Source organism: Gracilibacillus sp. JCM 18860 (genome assembly GCF_055395245.1).
This window is the reverse complement of sequence record NZ_AP043868.1, coordinates 14,924-37,817: the sequence shown is the minus strand read 5'-3', so window position 1 is coordinate 37,817 and position 22,894 is coordinate 14,924. Positions and strand designations below refer to the sequence as shown.

The following is a 22,894-nucleotide window of genomic DNA, read 5'->3' as shown; positions in this document are numbered from 1 at the left end:
TAAGAAGCCCGAGGTTGCATTTGTAATTCCTTCTTTTATGTGCTATTTTCATAATACACAAGCATTGTTAAGCTAAGGAGGATTTTAAATGAGTATACATATTGGTGCCCAAAAAGGCGATATTGCAGATACAGTTCTGCTTCCAGGTGATCCGCTTCGTGCAAAGTACATTGCTGAAAATTTCCTCGAGGAAATGGCTTGTTATAATGAAGTTCGAGGAATGTATGGGTATACTGGAACATATAAAGGAAAGAAAATATCTGTTCAGGGAACAGGGATGGGAGTACCATCCATTTCTATTTACGTCAATGAACTAATTCAGAGCTATGATGTGCAAAAACTAATCCGGGTTGGTACGTGTGGAGCGATCCAAAAGGATGTCAAAGTAAGAGACGTCATTTTAGCTAGCACCTCTTCTACTGATTCACAAATGAATCGTATGGTTTTTGGCGGAATTGATTATGCCCCTACAGCTGATTTTTCTTTATTAAAAAATGCCTATGACACAGGGATCGAAAAAGGATTATCAATACAAGTAGGCAATGTTTTTACGAGTGATAATTTCTACCGTGATAATAATGAGGAATTGCTTGCCTTACTAGATCAATATAATGTACTAGCTATCGAAATGGAGAGTACAGCACTTTACACACTAGCAGCAAAATTCAACCGTAAGGCACTTTCCGTATTAACGGTATCTGACCATATGATAACAGGAGAAGAAACTTCTGCAATGGAAAGACAAACAACCTTTAACGATATGATTGAGGTATCCTTAGATGCCGCAATAAAGTAAGACTTCTATTTGTGAGGTTTTATCATCTAATAGATAATAAATGAGAAAAGGATCTCGTTCCTTTTCTCATTTTTTTCCTAATGATAATACTCACTTCAAGGAAGGGCTTTTCACCTACAGATAAATCCTTTATAAATTTGTTGTTAATTTTATTCACCTGTTATATATTGAGAAAAAGCTGTGCTATAATGTTACAAAGTGAGTTTTCATTGTTCAAGCTTAACAGTTGGTCTAAATCGATAAATTCAATCCTATAGAAAGAGAAAGGATGTATACATTTGGAGCTTTTTTCTAATTTTCCTCTTTGGTCTGCTTTAATCGCCATAGTGTTCGCACAAGTAGTAAAAATCCCACTCCATTTTTTTGCAACAAAGGAATTTAAGCCTGGTCTTGCCTTCAGTACAGGTGGCATGCCGAGTAGCCATTCCGCTGCTGTAACAGCTGTGACAACTGGAATCGGCATTGAACATGGCGTATCTTCTGGTTTATTCGCGATTTCCTGCATCACGGCAATCATTATTATGTTTGATGCAACAGGAATTAGAAGACAAGCAGGAGAACAAGCCATTTTATTAAATATGCTGGTAAAGGATTTTCACCGTTTTGTTACAGAGGCAAAGGGCTGGGGACAAAAAGGAGAATATGAAAAACAAAAAGAATTAAAGGAACTATTAGGACATCAACCTATCGAAGTCTTTTTTGGAGGATTAACTGGAATATTCCTTGCCTATCTACTATACCCATTTTTTGCATAATATCTATTATAAACGGATGATTTGCGCGATGAAAAAAGGTAGCTCCTCTAAAAAGTGGGAACTACCTTAAGAAATTCTTTAATTTTATTCCGATTTTGACTGATATTGTGATCGAAAAACTTGTAAAGCTTCGTTATTATTTAAATCTGCCATAACCTCTTCTGTTAACTTTCCTTCACCATATTCTATCACGTAAACATTTACTTCTTTCTTTCCCCATTTTTCATATACCTCTTCTACCGTTGGGTAATATAGATCTATCTTATTACCTTTAATTGCACTACCTGTATCAGCCACTACCCCGTAACCATATTCCGGGATGAACAATACGGTACCTAAAGGGAAAACATCTAAATCAGCCGCAATCGTAGAATATAAATCTCTTTTTACCTTTACTCCGGAGAAAGTAATCCCATATGCCGGATGATCAGGAGATTTCCCTGTTGATTCCACACCCGCAGTATAGCCTGTTGCCATTACTTTTTTTTGTTCATATTTCTCCAAATTCAGCGTTTCCTCTAACGAAGCTGGGGCTTCGACCTGTTGATTAGAAATATAAGTTGTTTTATTATTTCTGTATTTAACATATTTCTTTTTATCTACTAAAGATTTGCCTGATACATCTTGGGAGTAACTAGTATCCTTTTCTAGGTGGTCCTGCACACCTAATAAAACTTCTTTAGCAGATACATTAGAAACTACTGTAAAAGTGGAAACTAAAGCCCCAACAAACAGTGCTATCATTAAGCATCTTCTACAAAATTTAACTAACATAAAAAAGATCACACCTTTCTAGGTGTCATCTTTTCCATTCTAACTTTTTTTATACATCCACTCACAAAATCAAATCTATCCAACTATCATTATCAAAACATTTGATAGCCATTTTTCCGCAAAAATCGAATAACAAATCCTGCAACAAGAGTACCAACAAAACCTGATGCCAAAATAATCATATCCTGTATTCCTAAGGCCATAAACTCCTCACCAAGTGTTGTAAATGCAAAGGAAGGATCAGTGAAATAAGTGCTGAAGGAAAAAGTATCGACAATAAAAATAACAATGATCGGAAATACAAAGCACATCAGCCATGTCTGCCTTAAAATCATATTTAAGATAAAGCTTATCCCAAAGAATAATACGAAAAACAATAACACGGAAATAAACAATTGAATCATAATGGTTCTCCCTTATGTATCGATGTAATCACTCTTTTTATTCTATTATTTGCCTCTAGCTATTTCAAGAAATACGCAGAACAACTGATTATCACAGTGAGTGTTAACTTATCGGAGCAAGGCATCTACGCTTACCAAAAAAGCAGAGGGAAAACTCCTCTGCTCTTTATTTAACCAAAGATATTAAACTTACCTTTTTTAAGTACTAAGCCAACTCCACCAATTTTGAATAGTGCTCGGTTGTCAATCACCTTTTTCATAAAGGATGCTGACCAACCAAATAATTTCTTACCACCAAAGATGGATCCCATTGCATCTTTATCACCTAAAGAACACACGGTACCTCTGTTAATGAATTCAAATTCCTCTAGCTCGCCACCTTTAACAAGTGCAATTAAGTTATGTGCACAGACTTCTGCTTCTTGCATGGCAATTTGAGCTGTTGGAGGATATGGACGGTCAATTTCTTTGTTCCAAATTAAGGCACAATCACCTACAACAAATACATCTTCATGTGATGGTGCTCGTAAATGTGGAGTTACTTCTACTTTACCACGATTATCTTCCAGACTAGATTCTTCTACTAAGTGGTTTGCACGAACACCTGCAGCCCATACCGTTGTTAAAGTTGGAATATCTTCTCTTTCCCCATTTTGCTCGATCGTAATTCCATCAGGACGGCATTCTTTTAAAAAGGCTCCCAGCTTGAATTCAACACCACGTGCTTCTAATGAATTCATCGCATATTCGATTAGTTCTGGATCAAAGCCTGGCATAATGGTTTCCATTGCCTCGACATTGATTAATCGAACCTTACTTCGATCAATATCATATTCCTTACAGAGCTCTGGTACACGATTTGCAAGTTCTCCTAAAAACTCGATACCTGTAAATCCCCCACCACCGACAACGATATTTAAGCGCTCTTGTTTCGGTTCAGGTTCATTATTATACTTAGCAAATTGATAGTCAATATGCTCACGAATTAATCTTGCTTGGTTAATGCTACCAATAGTGAAAGCATTCTCTAGTAGACCAGGAATTCCGAATGTTGCCGCCTCGAATCCTAATGCTACTACTAGATAGTCATAATCAAGAACGCCATTTTGTAATTCTACCTTTTTATCATCTGGTTTAATAGCTGTTACCGTATCTTGGATAAATTCTACTTTTGCTGAATTGATAAGATCACTAATTTTGACACGGCTTCGATCATGATGAAGAGTTCCAGCTGCTGCTTCATGTAACCAAGTAGATTCATAGTGATAGTCATGCTTATTAACTAATGTAATTTTAGCATCATTGACACCTAATTTCTTTTGTAGCTTTGCTACAGTGGTTAGTCCACCATAACCCGCTCCAAGAACAACAATTTTTGGTTGATTCATCTTTCTCACATCCATTTACATTTTTTTTAATTCGATTACGTGATATTTTTCACGTACGATCTAATACTTTTAATTCTAATTAATTAGTCCATATTATATGTTATTCTTTTTTCCGACATTTTTCAACCCTTGAGTTCACTTTTGTTAAAAAATCTAGCAAACTGTTTGTAATTAAAGGATAATTTCTATCCAAAACATCTTGTATGATTCAAAACCATCCAATCCCAATATAAGTATATGAAAACAAAGTTCTATTTATTTTTTGTAAAATTATGATAAAATAATAGCCATTGATGTAACTTATTAGGGGGAATCTATAGTGTCTCATGAAGTTTATGATATAACGATTATTGGTGCAGGTCCTGTTGGGCTATTCACCGCTTTTTATGGTGGGTTAAGACAATCGTCTGTTAAAATAATAGAAAGTTTACCACAAATTGGTGGACAACTAAGTGCATTATATCCAGAAAAATATATTTATGATGTAGCTGGTTTTCCGAAAATTCGTGCACAAGAATTAGTAGATAATTTAAAAGAACAGGCAGATCTATTTAGTCCAGAAATTGTCCTAAATCAATCGGTTGAACAAGTAGAACGATTAGAGGACGATTCTTTCCGTATAGTAACAGATTCAGAGGAACATTATTCAAAGGTCATCATTATTACAGGTGGTAATGGTGCCTTTCAACCAAGAAAGCTAGCGCTCGATAATGTAGATCAGTTTGAAGATCAAAACCTTCATTATTTTGTAAACAATTTAGATATGTTTCGTGATCAACGGGTAGTACTTTTTGGTGGTGGTGATTCGGCAGTGGATTGGGCTTTAATGCTTGAGCCAATCGCTAAAGACGTCACACTTGTTCATCGTCGTGACCAATTCCGTGCACACGAAAGCAGTGTCGAAACATTAATGAATTCAAATATTCACATTCTTACACCATATGTGCCTGAAGCCTTAATCGGAGAGAATAAAATTGAACAAGTAAGACTCCAAAAGGTAAAAGGAGAAAGTGAAATTGTACTCGATGTCGATCATGTCCTTGTCAATTATGGCTTTATTTCATCGCTTGGTCCAATCAAAGATTGGGGACTTGAAATAGATAAGAATAGTATCGTCGTTAACTCGAAAATGGAAACAAACATACCTGGAATTTACGCAGCCGGTGATATTTGCACATATCCTGGAAAAGTGAATTTAATTGTGTCTGGCTTTGGTGAAGGGCCAACTGCTGTAAATAATGCCAAAGCATATATGGATCCAAAAGCAAGAATTCAGCCGAAACACTCGACTAGTATGTTTTAAAAAGATAAAAAAGTTTGTGAATTAACTGTTCACAAACTTTTTTATTTAAAATTATGATACTTTTGGTTGCTTCTTAAATAAAAGTAAAAACAGAAAAGTTACCATAATCACGAATCCTGCTAAGAGAAAGAAGAGATTAACAAAACCAGTATGTGCAACAATGATTCCTAATAGAAACGATCCGAGCGCTATACCCGAGTCATAAAGCGTAAAAAACGTGGCCGTTGCATGTCCACTTCGATGGGACGGGGATCTTTCCACAACAACGGAAAGCATAAAAGGTAATAAAGAACCATAGCCAATCCCGATAACCCCTGCAGAAATTAAAAACAGTGTAGCCGTAGTAGACAAGCTTAGTCCCACGAAACCAAGTGCAAACAATATCATGCAAGGAATAATTACAGGTAATGCTCCATATGTGTCAAACCATCTTCCCAAATATGGTCTAGAAATTAACATCATAAGGGCAAAAACAAGAAAGAAATAGCTTGATGCACTACTCAGCCCCAAATCATTAGCATAAACGGATATATAGGAAATGATACTTGAATAAGCAAACGAGATAAGTAATCCAATAAATGAAGTAGATAAGGCATTTTTTTCAAATAAATCTTGTAAGCTGAGTTTTTTTGTGAGTTTCTCTTCCTTCATCTCTATATCCTTACTAGCCTTATGATGGTCCTTCACTAGCAATGCTAAAAACACGCTTATAATCGTAAAGATATTAAGAATAATCACCATCGTTTTGTAGGTAACAAATTGGGTAAGTGTTAAGCCAAGGAACGGACCAATCACGATTGCTAAATTCATCGACATGGTGAAATAACCGAGACCCTCTCCACGCCTTGTCTTAGGAACAATATCTGCTGCCAAAGCAGAAGTTGCAGTCGTCAAAATCGCAAAAGGTATACCATGCCAAAAACGTAAGACTAATAGCCCTGTAAAATTCTGTATGAAGACATAGACAATAACCGAAAGTGCAAAAAGAATAACCGTAAGAATTAACATTTTCCTTTTGCCAAAACGTGACAGAATATTACCTGATAATGGTCTAATAACAATAGCGGCTAGTAGCATAACCGTCACCACTAAACCGCCCTTTGCTTCTGTAACTCCCCATTCCTCCATTACATATAAAGGTAGTGTTGTAAGTAAAGCATAAAAAGTAGTGAATACAAATAAATTCACCAATGATATACTAATAAAATTTTTCGTCCAAATTTTCTCTTTTGTCAAATTATTCATCTCTTTCTAAATCCAATTTTGATAAAAATTCATGAAGTTTTATTTGTTCGGCATTGGAAAGTTTATGAAGAAATCTATCTTCACATTTTTTAACGGTATCTAGAATAAGTGGAATTTGTTGGGTAGCCTTCTCTGTCAATTCCACCATTCGTTCTCGCTTATCACTTCCAGCTTTTCTTCTAATCCAGCCATTTTTCTCCATTCTTACAAGTGTTCTCGTTGTTGTAGGAGCCTCTACCTTTAAATATTGCCAGATTTCGGTCTGTGTCATTTTTCCTCTTTCGTGTAATGTGTAGAGAATAGTCCATTGAGAAGCATATAAATCAAACTCCTGGAGGATTTCATTTAATTCCTTAGTAAACAATCTTAATTTTTGATTGAATAAATGGAGTAATTCACTCGTATTCATCCTTCGCCCACCTAGTATTTTATTAGAGTAAAGTGTTTTCCTATAACCTTTTATTTACCTAGGTAAATATATTAACTTATTTTCGCGCTGATGTAAAGAAGAACTTGAACCAGTTTATATTAGAAAAACTCGCATTCGCTCGTCTTTTAGCGGATGCGTAAGCTTATCTTATACTCTGAACATCAAAAATTTTCGCTTCCTAGCTTTAAATTTATACTTTTCTAACGTATAAAAAAAGCTGATAGCAACAATGCTACCAGCCTATTATTTAGCAATTTTCCGGTGTGCCTTCTCTTTCTTTCGCTTTAAAGGAAGAACCACAACCACAGGAAACAATCGCATTGGGATTATCGATCGTGAATCCCCCACCCATCATGTTTTCTTTAAAATCGATGGTCGTACCTTCAATCACATCTATATCGAATTTTTTTATCGTTAATGGAATTCCATTCGATTCCTCTGTATGGTCTAATTCCTCATTTACATCATAATCAAAGCCTAATGAATAAGAAAGTCCACTACAGCCTCCACCCTTCACCCCAAAACGTAAACGAACAGTGTCTGCATCCTCTTCCTTCATCATTTCTTGTATCTGATATTTCGCATTATCTGTTATTTGAATAATCACTTAAAAAACTCCTTTAAGCAGAATTTTCTTTTAGTATACTAACTTATAGTAGAAAGTTCAATTATTACGCTCCCAGTAAAAGACTCCTTCCACTGTGGTCTTCGCTTCGCCTCTCATCCACACTCTTCCATCCATTGCCCATGTAATAAATAAATCTCCACCAGCTAGATGAACAGTGATTTCTTTTTCTTTCTCTAATTGGTGATTTAATACGGCTGCGACTACTGCGGCACACGCACCTGTACCACACGCTTGTGTAATACCCGAGCCTCTTTCCCATACACGGAAATGAAGTTCTTTTTCATTTACTCTTTCGACAAATTCGACATTTATCCCTTCAGGAAAGCGCTGATCTTGTTCTATGATAGGACCGAGGGTTGTTAATGGTGCCTCTTCTATCTTATCAACAAAGAAAACAGCATGAGGGTTTCCCATGGAGACGGCTGTTACTTCTAATCTCGTATGATCGATGGAAAAAGCTTCAGCCACAACCTTTTCCTTATCCTTTCCAATCATAGGAATTTTACTTCTTTGTAAAATCGGCTGTCCCATATCAACGGTAATTTCCTTAATAGATTCTCGATCACCATGTACCTCTGCTTGAACATTGCCGGCTTTTGTTTCAATGGCAAAATTCTTACTTTCTACTAAGCGATTCTCGTAAGCATATTTTGCGACACAGCGTAATCCATTCCCACAGTTTTTACCTTCTGAACCATCTTTATTAAAAATTCGCATCCCAACATCTGCTTTATTAGAAGGATGAATAAGGATGAGGCCATCTGATCCTATTCCAATATTCTTATCTGCAATTACTTTCGCCAGATCCGGTAATTCTTCTTCTTTTATGGAAAATTGATATAAATTAAGGTAAATATAACTATTTCCAAGTCCATGCATTTTTGTAAAAGGTATTTCCATTTCATTTCCCTCACATTTCTTCTAAAAGAACATCCTCTACGTAGGTATGAATATTATCTAGTAATTCATTAGGAGAATCTGCTTTAATTGGTTTACCATTAACAATCGCAACATAATAATTACGACAGATTCCACAATAACTAGTACAGCCATATTCACTCACATTAAAATCAGGATCCCTTAACAGTTCCTGTTTTACTATTTCTGATCCTTTAGCTAAATTTTTCACACAAAAGCCAATGTTTATCGTTATCTTCATTATATCACACCTTATAAATAGGATCGTTAAAGAACGATCTACAACCGAGAGTCTTTCTATATTATATTTACAATACAGAACTATTTACAAATGATACGAATAAAGATAAAATATTATTGAGATTGTTTATCACCTAAATGATTATATGACATAGCTTTTGTTAAATTTAGCTTTTAATAAAGGGAGCTTCCATCAGTGGTGAGTTTTTTATCTCCTACTGAATGGTTGCGCAGCGATAAAAAACTCGGCAACTAGAGCCGTAGTCGCACTTATTAAGGTTTGAAAGGAGATAATAGTAATGGAACAACAAACAGAACAAGTGCAAGAAGTATTAAATAAATTACGTCCTTTTTTACTACGTGACGGTGGAGATGTGGAATTAGTAGATGTTGAGGATGGCATTGTTCGCCTCCGACTAATGGGAGCTTGTGGAAACTGCCCAAGTTCAACGATCACACTGAAAGCAGGTATTGAACGTGCCCTTATGGCTGAAGTCCCTGGTGTCACTGAAATTGAACAAGTATTCTAATTACGATGATGAAATAAAAACGTTCTGAACACGAACGAATAAAAAAGCATTGGTGCTCAACTCTTTCGGCATCAATGCTTTTTTCACTGATTATTTTCTGTTTTACCTATTCTTCATTGTATTTCATCATTTGTGCTATAAGCTAAATAAAAATCCGGACTTTAACTAACAGAAAGCCCGAATTTTGTCTTACATAAACTGTTTCTTTCAAAGTTCGTTTTAACCATCGTGACGTATCATTGATTCCTTACGTGTCTCCACATAGGAGCCTCCATTCTCTACTTGAAGAGAGAGCCATTCAAACTCTGGAAATTCCGAACGCCATTTTTTCAATGCAGTGAATACGTTTTTGTCATCCACTATAGCAATCATCGTAGGTCCTGCACCACTCAAAAAAACACCAAGTGCACTTTCATTTAAATAATGTAATAAATCATCATAATGAGGAATTAAAGACTTACGATATGGTTGGTGAAAGTGATCCTTCTTCATCATTTCACCAAGCAATCTCCAATTCCCTTGGCAAATTGCGGCAACACTAACATTAGCTACACTACTCGCTTGGACACTTTCTTTAAAGCTAAAGGAATTTGGCAAAACGGCTCGTGCATCTTTCGTTTTCAATTCAAAATTTGGAATAATTGCAACAAATGTGACACCCTTAACAGGTATTTGAGTATAAGCTACCTCTCCATCATAATGGCCAATCACACAGCCTCCTAAGAGGGACGGTGCTACATTATCTGGGTGACCTTCAATTTCTGTAGCAATTTCTAATTTCTCATCCTGCTCTAAATCAAGATTCAATAATAGATTAGCTAATTCGATCCCTGCAATAATCGCGGTAGCACTACTACCCAAGCCTCTTGCTAATGGGATATCACTTTTCATCTCCACTCGGCATGGAGTAAGGTCATTTATCCGATCATACCTTTCGGCAACACGTTCCACAATTTCATAAACTAAATTATCCTTGCCAGAAGGAATTCCTTCTAAACATGAAGAAGTAGGAATAAACTCCCATTTATCTGATTTTGCAACAGCTAATTCTAAATAAAGATTTAACGCTAAACCAATGGAGTCAAAACCAGCACCTAAGTTTGAGGTACTGGAAGGTACTCGAATGAACCAACTCATGCTTGTACACTACCTAAAATAGCTTTCATAACAACCTCTTCTTCATTAGGAAGAACAGTTGGTTTGACGTCACTATAGTCAATAGCGGTATTTGGATCCTTCAATCCATTTCCAGTAAGCACATTTACAACCGTTGCACCTTTCTCTACGATCCCTGCCTCTAACTTTTTAAATAAGCCAGCGATAGAAGCACATGATGCTGGTTCAGCAAAAATCCCTTCATTTTGTGCGATCCATTTATAGGCAGCAATCATTTCCTCATCAGTCACTTCATCAATTTCTCCATTGGATTCATCACGAGCATTAACCGCACCTTGCCAACTAGCAGGATTTCCAATACGAATAGCAGTACCTACCGTTTCTGGATTCTCAAATACGCGATTATGTACAATCGCAGCAGCACCACTTGCTTCAAATCCCATCATTTGAGGTAAGCCAGTTTGCTTTAATTCATGATATTCTTTAAACCCTTTCCAGTAAGCAGTAATATTACCTGCATTACCAACAGGAATAAATAAATAATCCGGAGCTGTACCTAATGCATCACATACCTCAAATGCAGCCGTCTTTTGTCCTTCAATTCGATATGGATTAACTGAGTTGACAAGCGCTACTTCTCCTGTTTCAGCTAATTTACGAACAATTTTTAATGCATCATCAAAATTTCCTTGAATCGAATAAATCTCAGCACCATACATGACTGCTTGAGCTAGCTTACCTTGAGCAATTTTACCCTCTGGAATGACCACAATACATCTCAAGCCAGCACGTGCAGCGAACGCAGCTGCTGAAGCAGATGTATTTCCTGTAGATGCACAAATCACTGCTTTTGCCCCATCCTCTACAGCTTTAGCCATAGCCATTACCATTCCACGATCCTTAAAAGACCCAGTAGGATTTAGTCCTTCGAATTTCGCATAGGCATTAATACCGAATTTTTTTGATAATTTTTCTAATTTAATTAGAGGAGTGTTCCCTTCGTGTAAACTGATGAGTGGTGTCTTATCCTCAATTGGTAAATATTCTTTATATTCCTTCAACAATCCTTGCCATGCCATAAACATTAATCCTCCCCATCGACGCGGTAACAGCTAATGATCTCGTTAACTACGTCTAATCCTTTTAAATTTTCTCTACTATTTAATAATTGTTGCTTACTAATCTTATGTGTGATCATCACGATCTCTGCTATTTTTTCCTTATCAGAAGGTAACTGCAAAATTTTCGCAAAACTAACATTTTCATCTGTAAACACATTCGTAATTTTTTGGAATGTTCCAGCTGCATCGTCAACTTCCATACGAAGAAAATACTGCATATATTTCTCGTTATCTTCTTTTAATTGCTTCTCATATTGCGGAGTAATATATTCATTACCAGTAATACCTAATCGGATATTCTTAGCCACGTCCATAAGATCAGATACGACAGCAGTTGCAGTCGGTAAACTTCCTGCACCTGGTCCATAGAACATCGTTTCTCCTACTGCTTCTCCATATACATATACTGCATTGAATTCATTCTTTACAAGAGCTAATGGATGCTCCTTTGGTAATAAAGTCGGTTCAACACTTACTTCTACTTTACCATTATGAATCGATGCAATCCCTATCAACTTAATAGTATACCCTAAACTTGTCGCAAAAGTAATATCTTCCTGGGAAATTGTTCGAATTCCGGAAACCTCTACATCATCGAGACCAATCTCCATTTTAAAAGCTAAATTAGCTAGGAGCACCATCTTACGTGCAGCATCTAGTCCATCCACATCAGAGGTTGGATCTGCTTCTGCAAAACCAAGCTCTTGTGCTTCTTTTAACACAGGCTCAAAAGCAAGCTCTTCATCCGTCATTTTTGTTAAGATGTAATTGGTAGTACCATTCACAATACCCATAATTTTTTGGATTTTATCTGAGGCTAACCCCTCTGTTAATGAGCGAATGATCGGAATTCCACCAGCAACACTTGCATCATATAAAATGTCACACTGGTTCTCTTTGGCAAGCTTTAATAGCTTTTGTCCATGTACCGCCATCAAATCCTTATTTGCTGTGACGATATGCTTCTTGTTGCGGATTGCCTTTTCCAATAAAAGATTTGTATCTTCAATTCCACCCATTACTTCAATAATTATATCAATATCTGCATTATTGACAAGCTCGTCTGGATCTGTTGTTAGCCATTCACGGCTAATCGCAACATCCCTAGCCTTATTTAAGTCATGAACGAGGATTTTCTTTATATTTAGTTCACTACCTACTTTATATTTAATTTCATCTGCATGGTTTTGTAGAATCTTGACAACACCTGTGCCAACTGTACCTAAACCACACAGCCCAACATTTACTTGACTCATCTGATCATCCCCCAACTGTATATCCTAAGAATACATTTGTTTGTATATAGTGGACATTATACATGGCTATCCCCGGTTTATCAAGAACCAATTGCCCAAAAATAAAGAAAAAATTGGTTTATCACCCGAGGTTCTGGTGAAAACCAACAATCCTTCACTATAACTAAGCCTAATGCCACTTATTTAGTCTAATAGCCAATCTAATTGTATTATATCCATATCTCTAAATTCAACAGCAAATAAGGAAAAAAATTGTTTTAAATTCTGCTCATAATACACTTGATCTTCAACAAGTCGATGCCATGCTTTCTCGCCAAGGTCACTATCCCGATATTGGTCGATCTTATCAAATAAATGAATAGGTAAAAGAAGTCGAGCATATAGTAATTTCCAAGCAAATGATGATAAAGGACAAATCGCTAAATATTCTCCCATAAATTGTTGAAATTCTTTATCGTCTAATCCTCTTTCCTTTAATAAAAATGGTCTTATCGATTCTGCCACATCACGAATAGGATGATCGTAAACAATTTCATGTATCCAGATGAAATCATCCATACATTGATTGGAATAACGTGAGAATGTAAGGGTGGCTTGATCGTTCATATGATAATTTTTTTCTTCTTCGGCTATATTTAAATATTGAACCGCGTTCTCCGCTAACCCTACCATATAAGGAAAAACATCTGCTAGCACCCGCATAATGGGTTGGGTTGGCTGCTGTTTATAATACGTTTTGTACAGCGCTTCATATTGATCAATTTTGTTAACCCATAAATTTTTCCAATTACCATACGTACTAATGGTTTGTGGCTGGTATGGAAATTGGAAGCCAGTTTGGTGAAAATGAGCGAGCTTTTGACCTGGAGAGGAATCTAACGTTTGTTTTTTTCTGGCGAAGCATAAAAGAAATTTTTCTTTTCCTACCGTTGTTACAAATTGGTTATGTATATTTCTTATCGGTTGTGTAACATTGGTAAAGGTATTTTGATGAAGGTGGTTGGATATTACGTATTTTTCCCAAATCGCATCCTCTTCTTGCTGAATTGGAATAATAAAGTAATAATTGTTCTGATCGACATATGTCGGGTATGGTTGTGCATTTATTTGTTTACTAGGCACAGAAATAGGGTAATGTAGAAATATTGGATGCATCTTGCGTCCCCCTAACGAATAATTATTTATTTTTGGTATAATAATTATATGTAAATCTTTCTATTAAAATGTTATCACAGTGTGATAAACTGCGAGGTAGTTGACCGGTAAAGCTTCATTGTTGATAATACAGGTCTTATTGGTCACAAGTTGTGGTGTTTTAGTCTATACCCTTTGGCAATACCAGGAAACAATGTCGTTTTGTAATATCAAATTGCAGGATTTATTATGATGATAGTGGAATTAAAATAATATAGGATGTGATGAAATGACTACGGAACGTCAAATGACAGATTTAGAGAAAAAAGCAAGAGAATTATTGAAGCAACGTGGTGTTGAACTTCATGATATAGCAGAATTAGTTTTTTTTCTCCAAAACAAATATCAGGAAAATTTAACAATGGAGGATTGCTATGAGAATGTTAATAGTGTCTTAATGAAGCGAGAGGTCCAGAACGCTATCTTAACAGGTATTCAATTAGATATTCTGGCAGAACAAAAAAAGCTAGATCACCCTCTACAAGAAATTATTGCAACAGATGAAAGCCTTTATGGGATTGATGAAGTTATCGCCCTTTCTATTGTGAATGTATATGGTTCGATTGGATTTACCAACTATGGATATATTGATAAAGTAAAGCCAGGCATCCTAGAGAAGTTAAATGACAAGACAGATGGAGACTGCCATACCTTTTTAGATGATATTGTAGGAGCAATAGCTGCAGCTGCTTCTTCACGTCTTGCTCATAGAGCAGTCCATGATGTAAGCATAGATGATGAGTAACAAAAAAACTTGCTAGAACCGATGATAAAGCCCTCTTACTCGTGAGGGTTTTTTGGTTTAAGCAAGGAAGATGTAAAAATAAAAATGGTAACAAAAATAGCAACGAGGATCATCAATATTTTAACAAGGACTAATGGTATGATGATTAACGTAAAACCAACACTTATCCAAACTATAAGTACAGCCATCCATTTAATTCTAAAGGGTACTCCATTCCCTTTTTGATAATCTAATAAGTAGCGACCAAAATAAGGATTTGTCAAAAGCCAATGGTGAAGCTTAGGAGAGGATTTTCCAAAACAAAAACCTGCAAGTATGACCAATGGAGTTGTTGGCAAAATCGGAATGACGATTCCAATCAACCCTATAATTAAACTTAAGGATCCAAAGAATATCCAAATAAATCGATTAAAGCCTGTCATTTATTACACCACGACTAGCTTGTTGTATTTTTTTCCATTCCTTGTGATCATTGATATTAATAAAATGAAAGCTATCTGCTTCAGGGAAGTGAACATATTTCACATGAAGCTTTTCTAATAATGCTTTCATCGATCGTTGCTTCCGTTGCAATTGCATCATTATCAAATTTTTAACGGAATGATGATATAGTGCAATTAGCGGTTGGTTGACACCATTGACAATGGGAATGATTGCTTGATATTGACCATCACTTTCTTCTATTAGCTTAGCTACATGTGCTAAATGGATGAAAGGTGTATCAATAGGTAATACTACATACCAGTTGCTTGTTTTCTGATTCATAACAGTATAAAGTCCAGCTAGTGGCCCTTCCCCTAAAAAGTCAGGGTGATCTTCCATTAGAAGCTCTTTCTTTCGCAGATTAAACCTGTCGAAATCTTGCTGTCTAGCAACAACATATACGGAACTACAAAGCCTCGAAAGTATTTGAACTGGATAACAATAAAAAGGAACACCGTTTAGTTCAGCAAATGCCTTTGGTGATCCAAACCTTCTAGATTTTCCACCAGCTAACACTATTCCGATTATCGTATCCATTTCGGCAGCTCCTTCACTGTAAAGTTAGCTAAATTATGTTGACAATACTCGAATAATGTTGACTTATCATCAAATCCAAATGAATCCTTTATTTCTCTCAGCGGATTTGTGCATAAATATGCCTGCACATTTGTTAACTTTAATAATTCATCGAGTTCTGTACTATCCTTCGATAGAACAATCTTTGGTAAAGGGTATTGTTTATAGCCTTCAACAAAAAGAAGATCTACGCCTAATGATTGATAGAAGCTGATCATTCGATCAATGGTTAAGTGATTTAAATCTGCTTGCATTTGAACTGTCTCTTCTCCTATTACTGCTGACATAGTCGCCCCTGCACGAAAATGCTGAATAGAATCTACTTCGGCAATGACGTCAGGCTCACCTCCATGACCATGGTGCTTTAATGTGGCAATACGATAGCCTAATCCTTTTAATAATGGAATCCACTCTGTGATGAGTGTAGTTTTGCCACTGTTTTTATAGCCTACGATTTGGATAATAATCATATCTAATTAGCCCCCGCTCACTGGAGGAATAATTGCAACAATATCACCTGAATGGATTTCATCTGAATCAAGTGCATATGCTTCATTTATCGCAACCATTGATTGTTCTACTTGTAATAGCTGATATTGTGTAATTAACTGATTCTTTAATTTCTTTACCGTCCATCCATCACCATCGATTAGAAGTTTATCCGTACCCGCATCCTCTTGCAGTTGGGCAAATAATAAGATTTCAATCATTATTTATACCTTCCTTTATTTCTGGTTTTCCTGTTGGGTAAGAGATATTTTCAAGCTGATTACCAACCCATTCTTCTCCATCTTCCCAACGTTCTTTTTTCCAAATCGGGACCATTTCTTTTATCCTCTCTATCGCATATTCATTTGCTTGATATGCTGCTTTTCGATGTGGAGAAGATACTACGATCACAACAGCACTTTCTGAAATATCTAGCTTACCAATCCTATGGCTAATTGCTATTTCTGTATGAGGCCAGTTCCTTCTAACTTCCTCCCCAATTTTTGCGAGCATTTTTTCTGCCATTGGAATATATGCTTGATACTCTAGGTAGATCGTTCGCTTCCCTTTCGTAAATTCTCGAACAGTACCAATAAAGGTTGTAATCGCACCTGCTTCTCTTCGTTCTACCTTCTTAATCATTTCTTGAACAGAAATTGGTTTCTCCACCACTTCAAAAAGCTTTTCATTCATATTCATTCTCCTCAGATTCTCTTAATCTAATAATAATATATCGACGATACTCCCTTTTTTGTACCCTTCTGTCCCACCTAATAGATGAATAAAACAATTTACATTGGCTAAAGAATGAACCATATTTGATTTATCCTTTCCTGATGGCTTCACTTCTAGTTGATGATTGACATTATTTACATGGCCACGAATAAAACGATCAAATGGATTACTTTTCGGGAAGTCAACAGCTAATACTGCATGCGCCCTTTTAAGACCAATCATTTGTTTTTGTAAATAGCTATCTATAATTGGTTTAGCGAACAATTCAAACCCTACATAGCAAGCTGATGGATTACCAGATAATCCAAATAATAGCTTACCATCTAGCTGAGCAACAGTGGTCACACTGCCAGGTCTCATTGCGACCTTATTAAAAAGCACTTCCGCGCCAAAATGATGATATATCTCAGGAAGTAGATCAAAATCGCCTACAGAGACACCACCTGTTGTAATGAGAAAATCTACTTCGTTTAGTATCTCTCCTATTTTTTTAATACTTTTATCTAGATCATCCGACAATTGGCCAAAATATTTGGCTTTGCCACCTGCTCGCTCAATTTGAGCAATAATCATATAGGCATTACTATTGCGGATCTTTCCTTTTTCTAAGGGTTGATGGATCTCCAGTAACTCACTTCCTGTAGCTATTACCCCAAAAACTGGTCTTTTGCTAACTGGCACTTTTTGATAACCAAAGGTTGCAAGTAAAGCAATGATACCTGGATTAATTTTTGTCCCTTTACTAACAAGGACAGAGCCTTTTTCCACATCCTCTCCTTGAAAGGATATATTTTGGTGGAAATTCATTTCCTGGGAAATTTGTACAGTATTATCATCGTTTGTATTCGTATCTTCTAACATAATAACCGCGTCAGCACCATTAGGTATTTCAGCACCTGTCATAATGCGAACTGCTTCCATTCGCTTGATTTCTTTATCAAATACACTTCCCGCTCCAATATGGCCAACGATGTTAAGTGTAATTACCGTATTCACGCTAGCTCCCAATGTATCCTTTGCACGCACTGCATATCCATCATAAGGAGAGCGATTAAATGCTGGTACATCGTGATCAGCTATTAAATCTTCCGCTAGAATTCTTCCATTAGCTAATTGTATATCAATGTATTCTGTTTCCCCAGTTACCCTGCATTGTATTACACGTTCAACCGCTTGATCTACTGCAATCGGAGTTCTCTTTTCCATTTTTCTCCCTCCTTAACCGACCATTTGATAATATATCTTCTTTGCTTCCTTAATCGAATTGGTGCCATGGATAAAGGTTCTGCCATCCTGAAAAAAGACGATTCGATGAGCTTTTGTCTGTACAGAGACAAGGAATGGATTCTGGTTTACCTCACCAAACCTTTCTAACTGTTTAGCAAGCATTGTTAGCTCAAATTTCTTCCCTCTAATTTGCACCGTATCACGACCACATAAAATCTCTGTCTTCGTACTATTCTTATAGGTCAAAGCTGGATAAGACGCATCCGTACCACAGCTTTTGCAGTCTTTGGCTTTTGCTTTTGATACATCGATCATCTGATATTGATTATGCCAAAGATCAAAGATGACCAAGGTAGATCGCAAATTCCCTTCTGCCCCCACTAAAATCTTCAGAGCTTCGGTCACTTGATGAGCTACAACCATTTGAACGGCTGGACTGATTACCCCTACAGCATCACATGTTGCCCCAAACATTGGGGCAACCTTTATCAAACAATCCAAGCATGGGGTTTTTTCTGGGATAATTGTAAAGGATAGTCCAGAGCTAGCTACACATGCTCCGAATATCCATGGGATAGAATGCTTTTGTGCAATATCATTAATTAAAAAACGAGTATCAAAATTATCGGTTGCATCCATGATGAGATCTACATTGTTCACAAGGTTAGGTAAAGTATTTGCATTCCCATCCATTACATGTGCCTCAATCGTAACCTCCGCATTTATCGAGTTCAAAGCAGACTGTGCCGCAATAACTTTAGGTAATTTCTTTTGCACATCTGCTTCAGTAAAGAGATGCTGTCGTTGCAAATTAGATATTTCGACATAATCACGGTCTATTAAGGTTAGCTTACCGATACCGGCTCTTGTTAGCATCTCAGCAATGGAAGATCCTAATGCTCCACATCCGATAATTAACACATGCTTTTCTCCTAATAGAGCCTGTCCATGTTCTCCGATAGGCTTAAAAAGCATTTGTTTATGGTAACGATCAAATTCCTTCATTTTTTATCCCTTCTTTATCCACCAATATAGGACATTTCAATTTTCTTTCGCTTGCGTGCCGTTTCCTCTGTCCGTTGATCAGAGTAACGATCTTCTCTCTTATTCCACCGGGATATGATGATGTCCCTAAGCTCCGCATTGGTTGCTCCAGAACGAATAATTTCCTTTAGGTTTAATCCAGTCCCCGCAAATAGGCAAGTATAAAAATGACCATCTGCTGCAATCCGTGCTCTCGTGCAAGAGGAACAAAAGGATTCAGAAACCGATGTAATAAAGCCTACTTCGGTATTTGTGTTTTTATAGCGATAACGTTTTGCTACCTCTCCGACATAAGCAGGATCCATTGGTTCCAGTTCATAATTGGCAGCAATTTGCTGATAGATTTCTTTCTTTGTCACGACATGTTTGAAATCCCATCCATTGGTCTGTCCAACATCCATAAACTCAATATATCGAAGGGTAATACCCCGCTCCTTAAAGAATTCCGCCATTGGTAGTACTTCATGATCATTCATTCCTTTTTTTACTACCATATTCACTTTTACATTTAATCCCGCAGCTACTGCCTTATCAATACTCGCTATAATGGAGTGGGAAGAGATCTTACTATCGTTAATAGCCATAAACGTTTCTTCATCTAGCGCATCTAGACTAACATTTACTCTCCTTAGTCCAGCTTCCTTCAGCTCTGGTGCCATTCGCCCAAGAAGTACACCATTCGTTGTGAGACCGATATCCTCTAATCCATCTAACGATGCTAACCTTTTTATCAGGTCTGTGATGTTACGTCTAAGTAATGGTTCACCACCTGTTAATCTTATTTTTTTTACTCCAAGCTCAAGAAAGGCCTTCGCAATACGTTCTATTTCTTCAAAATCTAACAAGTGTTCTCTCGGCAAAAACTGGAAGTCCTTTCCAAAGACTTCTCTTGGCATACAGTAACGACAGCGAAAATTGCAACGATCTGTCACCGAAATACGTAAGTCCTGTAATAAACGCCCTAATTTATCTGTAATGACTTGATCCTGCATACTATCCCGCCTTTTTTAGTATTATATATGTCGATGTAAATGGGAACCATCTGACTTGTGAAGAAAATCACAACCAAGAATTCAAAGAAAGACGGTTGCCTTACTTTGTAGAAAAAGTATTTGCAACCCCCATCTCATTTGCCAAATAGGTGCGAATACGTGTACTAAACTGCTTATAAATGGATAAATGAGCTATTAATAGTGTGTTAATCTCTTCATGGTCTACTTGATCATATTCCTTCACAAGCATTTTCCTCAAATGAATAAGCGACTGATATGCTTCTAGTTCTTCATTAGGAATCACTTTCTCATCCACCAATATTAAAATAATATCGACATAGCTTCCTGGGTCTCTCATCAAAAAACCATCAATCATCATATTACCTACATCGAGAATGGACTCAATTAACACCTGCGTGATCCTTTCAAGGCCAAACTTAGCAAGGTCAGACTGAAAGGATGCACCTTCTACATAAGCTAATGTTTGATCAAAGTAGTTTAATTTTGCCTTTAAATTGTTCATATCAACAAAATACATCTTCTTCGTCCCCCTAGCATCATAGTTTTATTTTACCATAAACAGGTACAGATAAGGAATAGTAAATAAATTATCTTTACTCTACGTTCTCCTTTTGTTAACATATGTGGAAAAAGGAGTGTGAAAAATTGCCAATCGAATATATAAGAAATGAAGAAGAAAACAGCAAAACGAAATTTATTAGTTATAAAGGAGATACTATCCGTTTTGATATTGCTATTATCTCCTCACCTTCTCTTCATCCCAATCACATTGTGGTAGACATGAATTCAAATAAATATACGTCTCTCTCATTAAGTAATATCGATAAGAATAACTATATCGAGCATGCATTACAATATAATGAAATAGAAGCAGAGGATTTTCGCCATTTTATTAGAAGCCATTTATCATGAATACTTCTAGGTGTAAATGCTATTAATGATCAGCTCTCCATTAAAAAGGAGCTGATCTTCTCTTATTGGACAATTTGTTTGACAATAAAATAACGACAACCGAAATTACAGTATTCATAAAGATAATCCTCACTTGTGCTTATCTTTGTATCAAAACTCGCTTTCGGGTTTTGGTCATCATAAAAGCCTTTTAATCTTAATTGATCATATCCCCAATCCCCAACAATAAAATCATACTTGCCCAATACATCACTATATCTTTCTTTAAAGGCCTTTTCATCAAAGCCTTCTCGATAATTTTGTATAACTTCGTAGGTTTTCCCTTGTACTTCAAACATGAACGGACACTCCAATCTTTCTAACCCCCATCTAAAATTAACATATCTTGGTTGCATGAAATAGCAGTTACTAACTCACAATAATGATATCAAAAAATGCAGAAAGGAGGAATTTTCTTTTGTTAAAGCGTACAATAATCCTCATTTTATGTAGCTATTTTCTTCTTACTACTATAGCACATGCAGAGGAAAAAGTGGATGAGGATCAACAAAAAATCCAATTGTTCAAACAAATGGAAGTCTTAACGTTTATTCCTTGGTATTATTATGCTGCCATTAATCAATATGAATCTAATCTAATCGATGATAAACAGCTTATTCATATTACGATACCTGATGAAAAATGGTATGGTTTAGCGCCAATTCGTGAAAAAACTAATGCCAGTATCATCTCCATGTTTGGTGGCATGGGCATGGATGGGGATGGGGACAGGATCGCAGATCCCAAGAATCCTCGAGATACTCTATTAACAATAGGCACCTACTTACAGCAATTTGGCTATACAGAGCAAGATATAAAAACAGCATTATGGCATTATTACAAAAGAGAGCTAACCGTACTTTCTATTATGAACTATGCGAAATTATTTAAGAAATATCAATCTATAACGTTCGATACGACTGCATTTCCAATACCTAAAGGTTATAACTATAGCTATAGGAACACCTGGGGAGATGCCAGAGGTTTTGGGGGCAGAAGAATCCATGAAGGAACAGATATTTTTGCTGACTACGGGACCCCAGTAAGGTCTACGCAATATGGAGTCGTTGAACTTAAAGGTTGGAATAAGTATGGAGGATGGAGAATAGGAATAAGGGATATTTATAATCGTTATCACTACTTCGCACATTTAAACGGATTTGCAGAAGGAATTGAAGTCGGTGACATCGTGGAAGCTGGCCAAACGATTGGATCTGTTGGTTCAAGCGGTTATGGACCTCCAGGAACTGCAGGAAAGTTTCCTCCCCATCTACATTATGGCCTATATAAAGATGACGGAAAAAAAGAGTGGTCATTTGACCCATATCCCTATCTAAAGAAATGGGAAAGAAATAATCCGTAGGCATTTGCACTACGGATTATTTCTTCTATGGCTTTATTTATTCCTTGGATGCCTTTCTGGCTCTCATAATACTTAGAAAAAGGCCGCCCCAAATGATCACAATTCCGATCACTGCCATTACAATTGCACTTGTTGACATTGATTGATGCCTCCTTTTTGTGTGAATGATG

Annotated in this window: 30 protein-coding genes; 7 read left to right on the top strand and 23 right to left on the bottom strand. The window is 36.5% G+C overall.

Going from position 1 to position 22,894, the window contains the following annotated elements:
* The first annotated feature begins 88 nt into the window (after positions 1-88).
* On the top strand, positions 89-796 hold the full coding sequence (gene deoD / locus ACZ5R4_RS00230; RefSeq protein ID WP_109984643.1) for a purine-nucleoside phosphorylase: 708 nt from the start codon (positions 89-91) through the stop codon (positions 794-796).
* 278 nt (positions 797-1,074) lie between these two features.
* Complete coding sequence (locus ACZ5R4_RS00225) at positions 1,075-1,551, top strand: divergent PAP2 family protein (RefSeq protein ID WP_109984644.1); 477 nt, start codon at positions 1,075-1,077, stop codon at positions 1,549-1,551.
* Between the two features lie 84 nt (positions 1,552-1,635).
* Here the strand turns inward: ACZ5R4_RS00225 and ACZ5R4_RS00220 are convergent, their stop codons facing one another.
* From ACZ5R4_RS00220 to ACZ5R4_RS00210, 3 genes are all read right to left on the bottom strand, one after another.
* Positions 1,636-2,325 carry a 3D domain-containing protein gene (locus tag ACZ5R4_RS00220; protein WP_181397542.1) on the bottom strand — a complete coding sequence of 230 codons (690 nt, stop codon included), beginning with the start codon at positions 2,323-2,325 and terminating at the stop codon, positions 1,636-1,638.
* 92 nt (positions 2,326-2,417) lie between these two features.
* Positions 2,418-2,729, bottom strand: coding sequence for a YuiB family protein (locus ACZ5R4_RS00215; protein WP_054787504.1), 312 nt, complete (start codon positions 2,727-2,729; stop codon positions 2,418-2,420).
* Positions 2,730-2,899: 170 nt separating this feature from the next.
* Entirely contained in the window at positions 2,900-4,117 is a 1,218-nt protein-coding gene (locus ACZ5R4_RS00210; protein WP_245902325.1) for an NAD(P)/FAD-dependent oxidoreductase, read from the bottom strand.
* A 319-nt stretch (positions 4,118-4,436) separates the two neighbouring features.
* Here ACZ5R4_RS00210 and ACZ5R4_RS00205 point away from each other — a divergent pair, with 319 nt between their 5' ends.
* Positions 4,437-5,420: an NAD(P)/FAD-dependent oxidoreductase gene (locus ACZ5R4_RS00205; RefSeq protein ID WP_054859642.1), complete on the top strand. Its 984-nt coding sequence runs from the start codon at positions 4,437-4,439 to the stop codon at positions 5,418-5,420.
* Between the two features lie 51 nt (positions 5,421-5,471).
* Here the strand turns inward: ACZ5R4_RS00205 and ACZ5R4_RS00200 are convergent, their stop codons facing one another.
* The 5 genes from ACZ5R4_RS00200 to ACZ5R4_RS00180 all read right to left on the bottom strand — a co-directional run bounded on the left by ACZ5R4_RS00200 (position 5,472) and on the right by ACZ5R4_RS00180 (position 8,882).
* Positions 5,472-6,665: an MFS transporter gene (locus ACZ5R4_RS00200; RefSeq protein WP_425454583.1), complete on the bottom strand. Its 1,194-nt coding sequence runs from the start codon at positions 6,663-6,665 to the stop codon at positions 5,472-5,474.
* Positions 6,658-7,074 carry a MarR family winged helix-turn-helix transcriptional regulator gene (locus ACZ5R4_RS00195; protein WP_054859645.1) on the bottom strand — a complete coding sequence of 139 codons (417 nt, stop codon included), beginning with the start codon at positions 7,072-7,074 and terminating at the stop codon, positions 6,658-6,660. The genes ACZ5R4_RS00200 and ACZ5R4_RS00195 overlap by 8 nt, the downstream gene beginning before the upstream one ends.
* Before the next feature lie 268 nt (positions 7,075-7,342).
* Positions 7,343-7,702 (bottom strand): HesB/IscA family protein, encoded by a 360-nt coding sequence (locus ACZ5R4_RS00190; protein WP_109984647.1) that lies wholly within the window; start codon positions 7,700-7,702, stop codon positions 7,343-7,345.
* A gap of 57 nt (positions 7,703-7,759) precedes the next feature.
* On the bottom strand, positions 7,760-8,623 hold the full coding sequence (gene dapF / locus ACZ5R4_RS00185; protein WP_054859647.1) for a diaminopimelate epimerase: 864 nt from the start codon (positions 8,621-8,623) through the stop codon (positions 7,760-7,762).
* Between the two features lie 10 nt (positions 8,624-8,633).
* Positions 8,634-8,882 carry a DUF1450 domain-containing protein gene (locus ACZ5R4_RS00180; RefSeq protein ID WP_054787507.1) on the bottom strand — a complete coding sequence of 83 codons (249 nt, stop codon included), beginning with the start codon at positions 8,880-8,882 and terminating at the stop codon, positions 8,634-8,636.
* Between the two features lie 298 nt (positions 8,883-9,180).
* Between ACZ5R4_RS00180 and ACZ5R4_RS00175 the strand changes: the two genes are divergently transcribed.
* On the top strand, positions 9,181-9,411 hold the full coding sequence (locus ACZ5R4_RS00175) for a NifU family protein (RefSeq protein ID WP_054787508.1): 231 nt from the start codon (positions 9,181-9,183) through the stop codon (positions 9,409-9,411).
* Between the two features lie 219 nt (positions 9,412-9,630).
* Here the strand turns inward: ACZ5R4_RS00175 and thrB are convergent, their stop codons facing one another.
* From thrB to ACZ5R4_RS00155, 4 genes are all read right to left on the bottom strand, one after another.
* The gene (thrB, locus tag ACZ5R4_RS00170; RefSeq protein WP_054859648.1) at positions 9,631-10,548 is read right to left on the bottom strand and encodes a homoserine kinase; all 918 of its coding nucleotides are present in this window, start codon (positions 10,546-10,548) and stop codon (positions 9,631-9,633) included.
* Entirely contained in the window at positions 10,545-11,606 is a 1,062-nt protein-coding gene (gene thrC / locus ACZ5R4_RS00165; RefSeq protein ID WP_109984669.1) for a threonine synthase, read from the bottom strand. The genes thrB and thrC overlap by 4 nt, the downstream gene beginning before the upstream one ends.
* 5 nt (positions 11,607-11,611) lie before the next feature.
* The gene (locus ACZ5R4_RS00160; protein ID WP_054859649.1) at positions 11,612-12,904 is read right to left on the bottom strand and encodes a homoserine dehydrogenase; all 1,293 of its coding nucleotides are present in this window, start codon (positions 12,902-12,904) and stop codon (positions 11,612-11,614) included.
* 183 nt (positions 12,905-13,087) lie between these two features.
* Complete coding sequence (locus tag ACZ5R4_RS00155; protein ID WP_054859650.1) at positions 13,088-14,059, bottom strand: hypothetical protein; 972 nt, start codon at positions 14,057-14,059, stop codon at positions 13,088-13,090.
* A 268-nt stretch (positions 14,060-14,327) separates the two neighbouring features.
* Between ACZ5R4_RS00155 and ACZ5R4_RS00150 the strand changes: the two genes are divergently transcribed.
* Positions 14,328-14,843 (top strand): phosphatidylglycerophosphatase A family protein, encoded by a 516-nt coding sequence (locus tag ACZ5R4_RS00150; protein ID WP_054859651.1) that lies wholly within the window; start codon positions 14,328-14,330, stop codon positions 14,841-14,843.
* Between the two features lie 35 nt (positions 14,844-14,878).
* Here the strand turns inward: ACZ5R4_RS00150 and ACZ5R4_RS00145 are convergent, their stop codons facing one another.
* The 9 genes from ACZ5R4_RS00145 to ACZ5R4_RS00105 all read right to left on the bottom strand — a co-directional run bounded on the left by ACZ5R4_RS00145 (position 14,879) and on the right by ACZ5R4_RS00105 (position 20,927).
* Entirely contained in the window at positions 14,879-15,265 is a 387-nt protein-coding gene (locus ACZ5R4_RS00145) for a YbaN family protein (RefSeq protein ID WP_054859652.1), read from the bottom strand.
* Positions 15,252-15,863, bottom strand: a complete 612-nt coding sequence (locus ACZ5R4_RS00140; RefSeq protein WP_109984650.1) for a molybdenum cofactor guanylyltransferase — start codon at positions 15,861-15,863, stop codon at positions 15,252-15,254. Before ACZ5R4_RS00140 ends, ACZ5R4_RS00145 begins: the two co-directional genes overlap by 14 nt.
* A complete protein-coding gene (mobB, locus tag ACZ5R4_RS00135; RefSeq protein ID WP_054787513.1) occupies positions 15,851-16,372 on the bottom strand; it encodes a molybdopterin-guanine dinucleotide biosynthesis protein B in 522 nt (173 codons plus the stop codon). Before mobB ends, ACZ5R4_RS00140 begins: the two co-directional genes overlap by 13 nt.
* Before the next feature lie 6 nt (positions 16,373-16,378).
* Complete coding sequence (gene moaD, locus ACZ5R4_RS00130) at positions 16,379-16,612, bottom strand: molybdopterin converting factor subunit 1 (protein ID WP_054787514.1); 234 nt, start codon at positions 16,610-16,612, stop codon at positions 16,379-16,381.
* On the bottom strand, positions 16,605-17,084 hold the full coding sequence (locus tag ACZ5R4_RS00125; protein ID WP_109984651.1) for a molybdenum cofactor biosynthesis protein MoaE: 480 nt from the start codon (positions 17,082-17,084) through the stop codon (positions 16,605-16,607). Before ACZ5R4_RS00125 ends, moaD begins: the two co-directional genes overlap by 8 nt.
* Before the next feature lie 21 nt (positions 17,085-17,105).
* Positions 17,106-18,332: a molybdopterin molybdotransferase MoeA gene (locus tag ACZ5R4_RS00120; protein ID WP_054859657.1), complete on the bottom strand. Its 1,227-nt coding sequence runs from the start codon at positions 18,330-18,332 to the stop codon at positions 17,106-17,108.
* A gap of 12 nt (positions 18,333-18,344) precedes the next feature.
* A complete protein-coding gene (locus tag ACZ5R4_RS00115) occupies positions 18,345-19,358 on the bottom strand; it encodes a ThiF family adenylyltransferase (RefSeq protein ID WP_109984652.1) in 1,014 nt (337 codons plus the stop codon).
* Positions 19,359-19,372: 14 nt separating this feature from the next.
* Entirely contained in the window at positions 19,373-20,389 is a 1,017-nt protein-coding gene (gene moaA, locus ACZ5R4_RS00110; RefSeq protein ID WP_109984653.1) for a GTP 3',8-cyclase MoaA, read from the bottom strand.
* A gap of 100 nt (positions 20,390-20,489) precedes the next feature.
* Positions 20,490-20,927 (bottom strand): DUF86 domain-containing protein, encoded by a 438-nt coding sequence (locus tag ACZ5R4_RS00105; protein WP_054787515.1) that lies wholly within the window; start codon positions 20,925-20,927, stop codon positions 20,490-20,492.
* Positions 20,928-21,055: 128 nt separating this feature from the next.
* Between ACZ5R4_RS00105 and ACZ5R4_RS00100 the strand changes: the two genes are divergently transcribed.
* On the top strand, positions 21,056-21,322 hold the full coding sequence (locus ACZ5R4_RS00100; RefSeq protein WP_245902326.1) for an SAV0927 family protein: 267 nt from the start codon (positions 21,056-21,058) through the stop codon (positions 21,320-21,322).
* A 62-nt stretch (positions 21,323-21,384) separates the two neighbouring features.
* Here the strand turns inward: ACZ5R4_RS00100 and ACZ5R4_RS00095 are convergent, their stop codons facing one another.
* Complete coding sequence (locus ACZ5R4_RS00095) at positions 21,385-21,660, bottom strand: YutD family protein (RefSeq protein ID WP_054787517.1); 276 nt, start codon at positions 21,658-21,660, stop codon at positions 21,385-21,387.
* Positions 21,661-21,743: 83 nt separating this feature from the next.
* Here ACZ5R4_RS00095 and ACZ5R4_RS00090 point away from each other — a divergent pair, with 83 nt between their 5' ends.
* On the top strand, positions 21,744-22,724 hold the full coding sequence (locus ACZ5R4_RS00090; protein ID WP_109984654.1) for a M23 family metallopeptidase: 981 nt from the start codon (positions 21,744-21,746) through the stop codon (positions 22,722-22,724).
* 37 nt (positions 22,725-22,761) lie between these two features.
* On the opposite strand, the gene ACZ5R4_RS00085 is transcribed toward ACZ5R4_RS00090, so the two are convergent.
* On the bottom strand, positions 22,762-22,863 hold the full coding sequence (locus ACZ5R4_RS00085) for a methionine/alanine import family NSS transporter small subunit (RefSeq protein ID WP_109984655.1): 102 nt from the start codon (positions 22,861-22,863) through the stop codon (positions 22,762-22,764).
* Between the last annotated feature and the right edge of the window lie 31 nt (positions 22,864-22,894).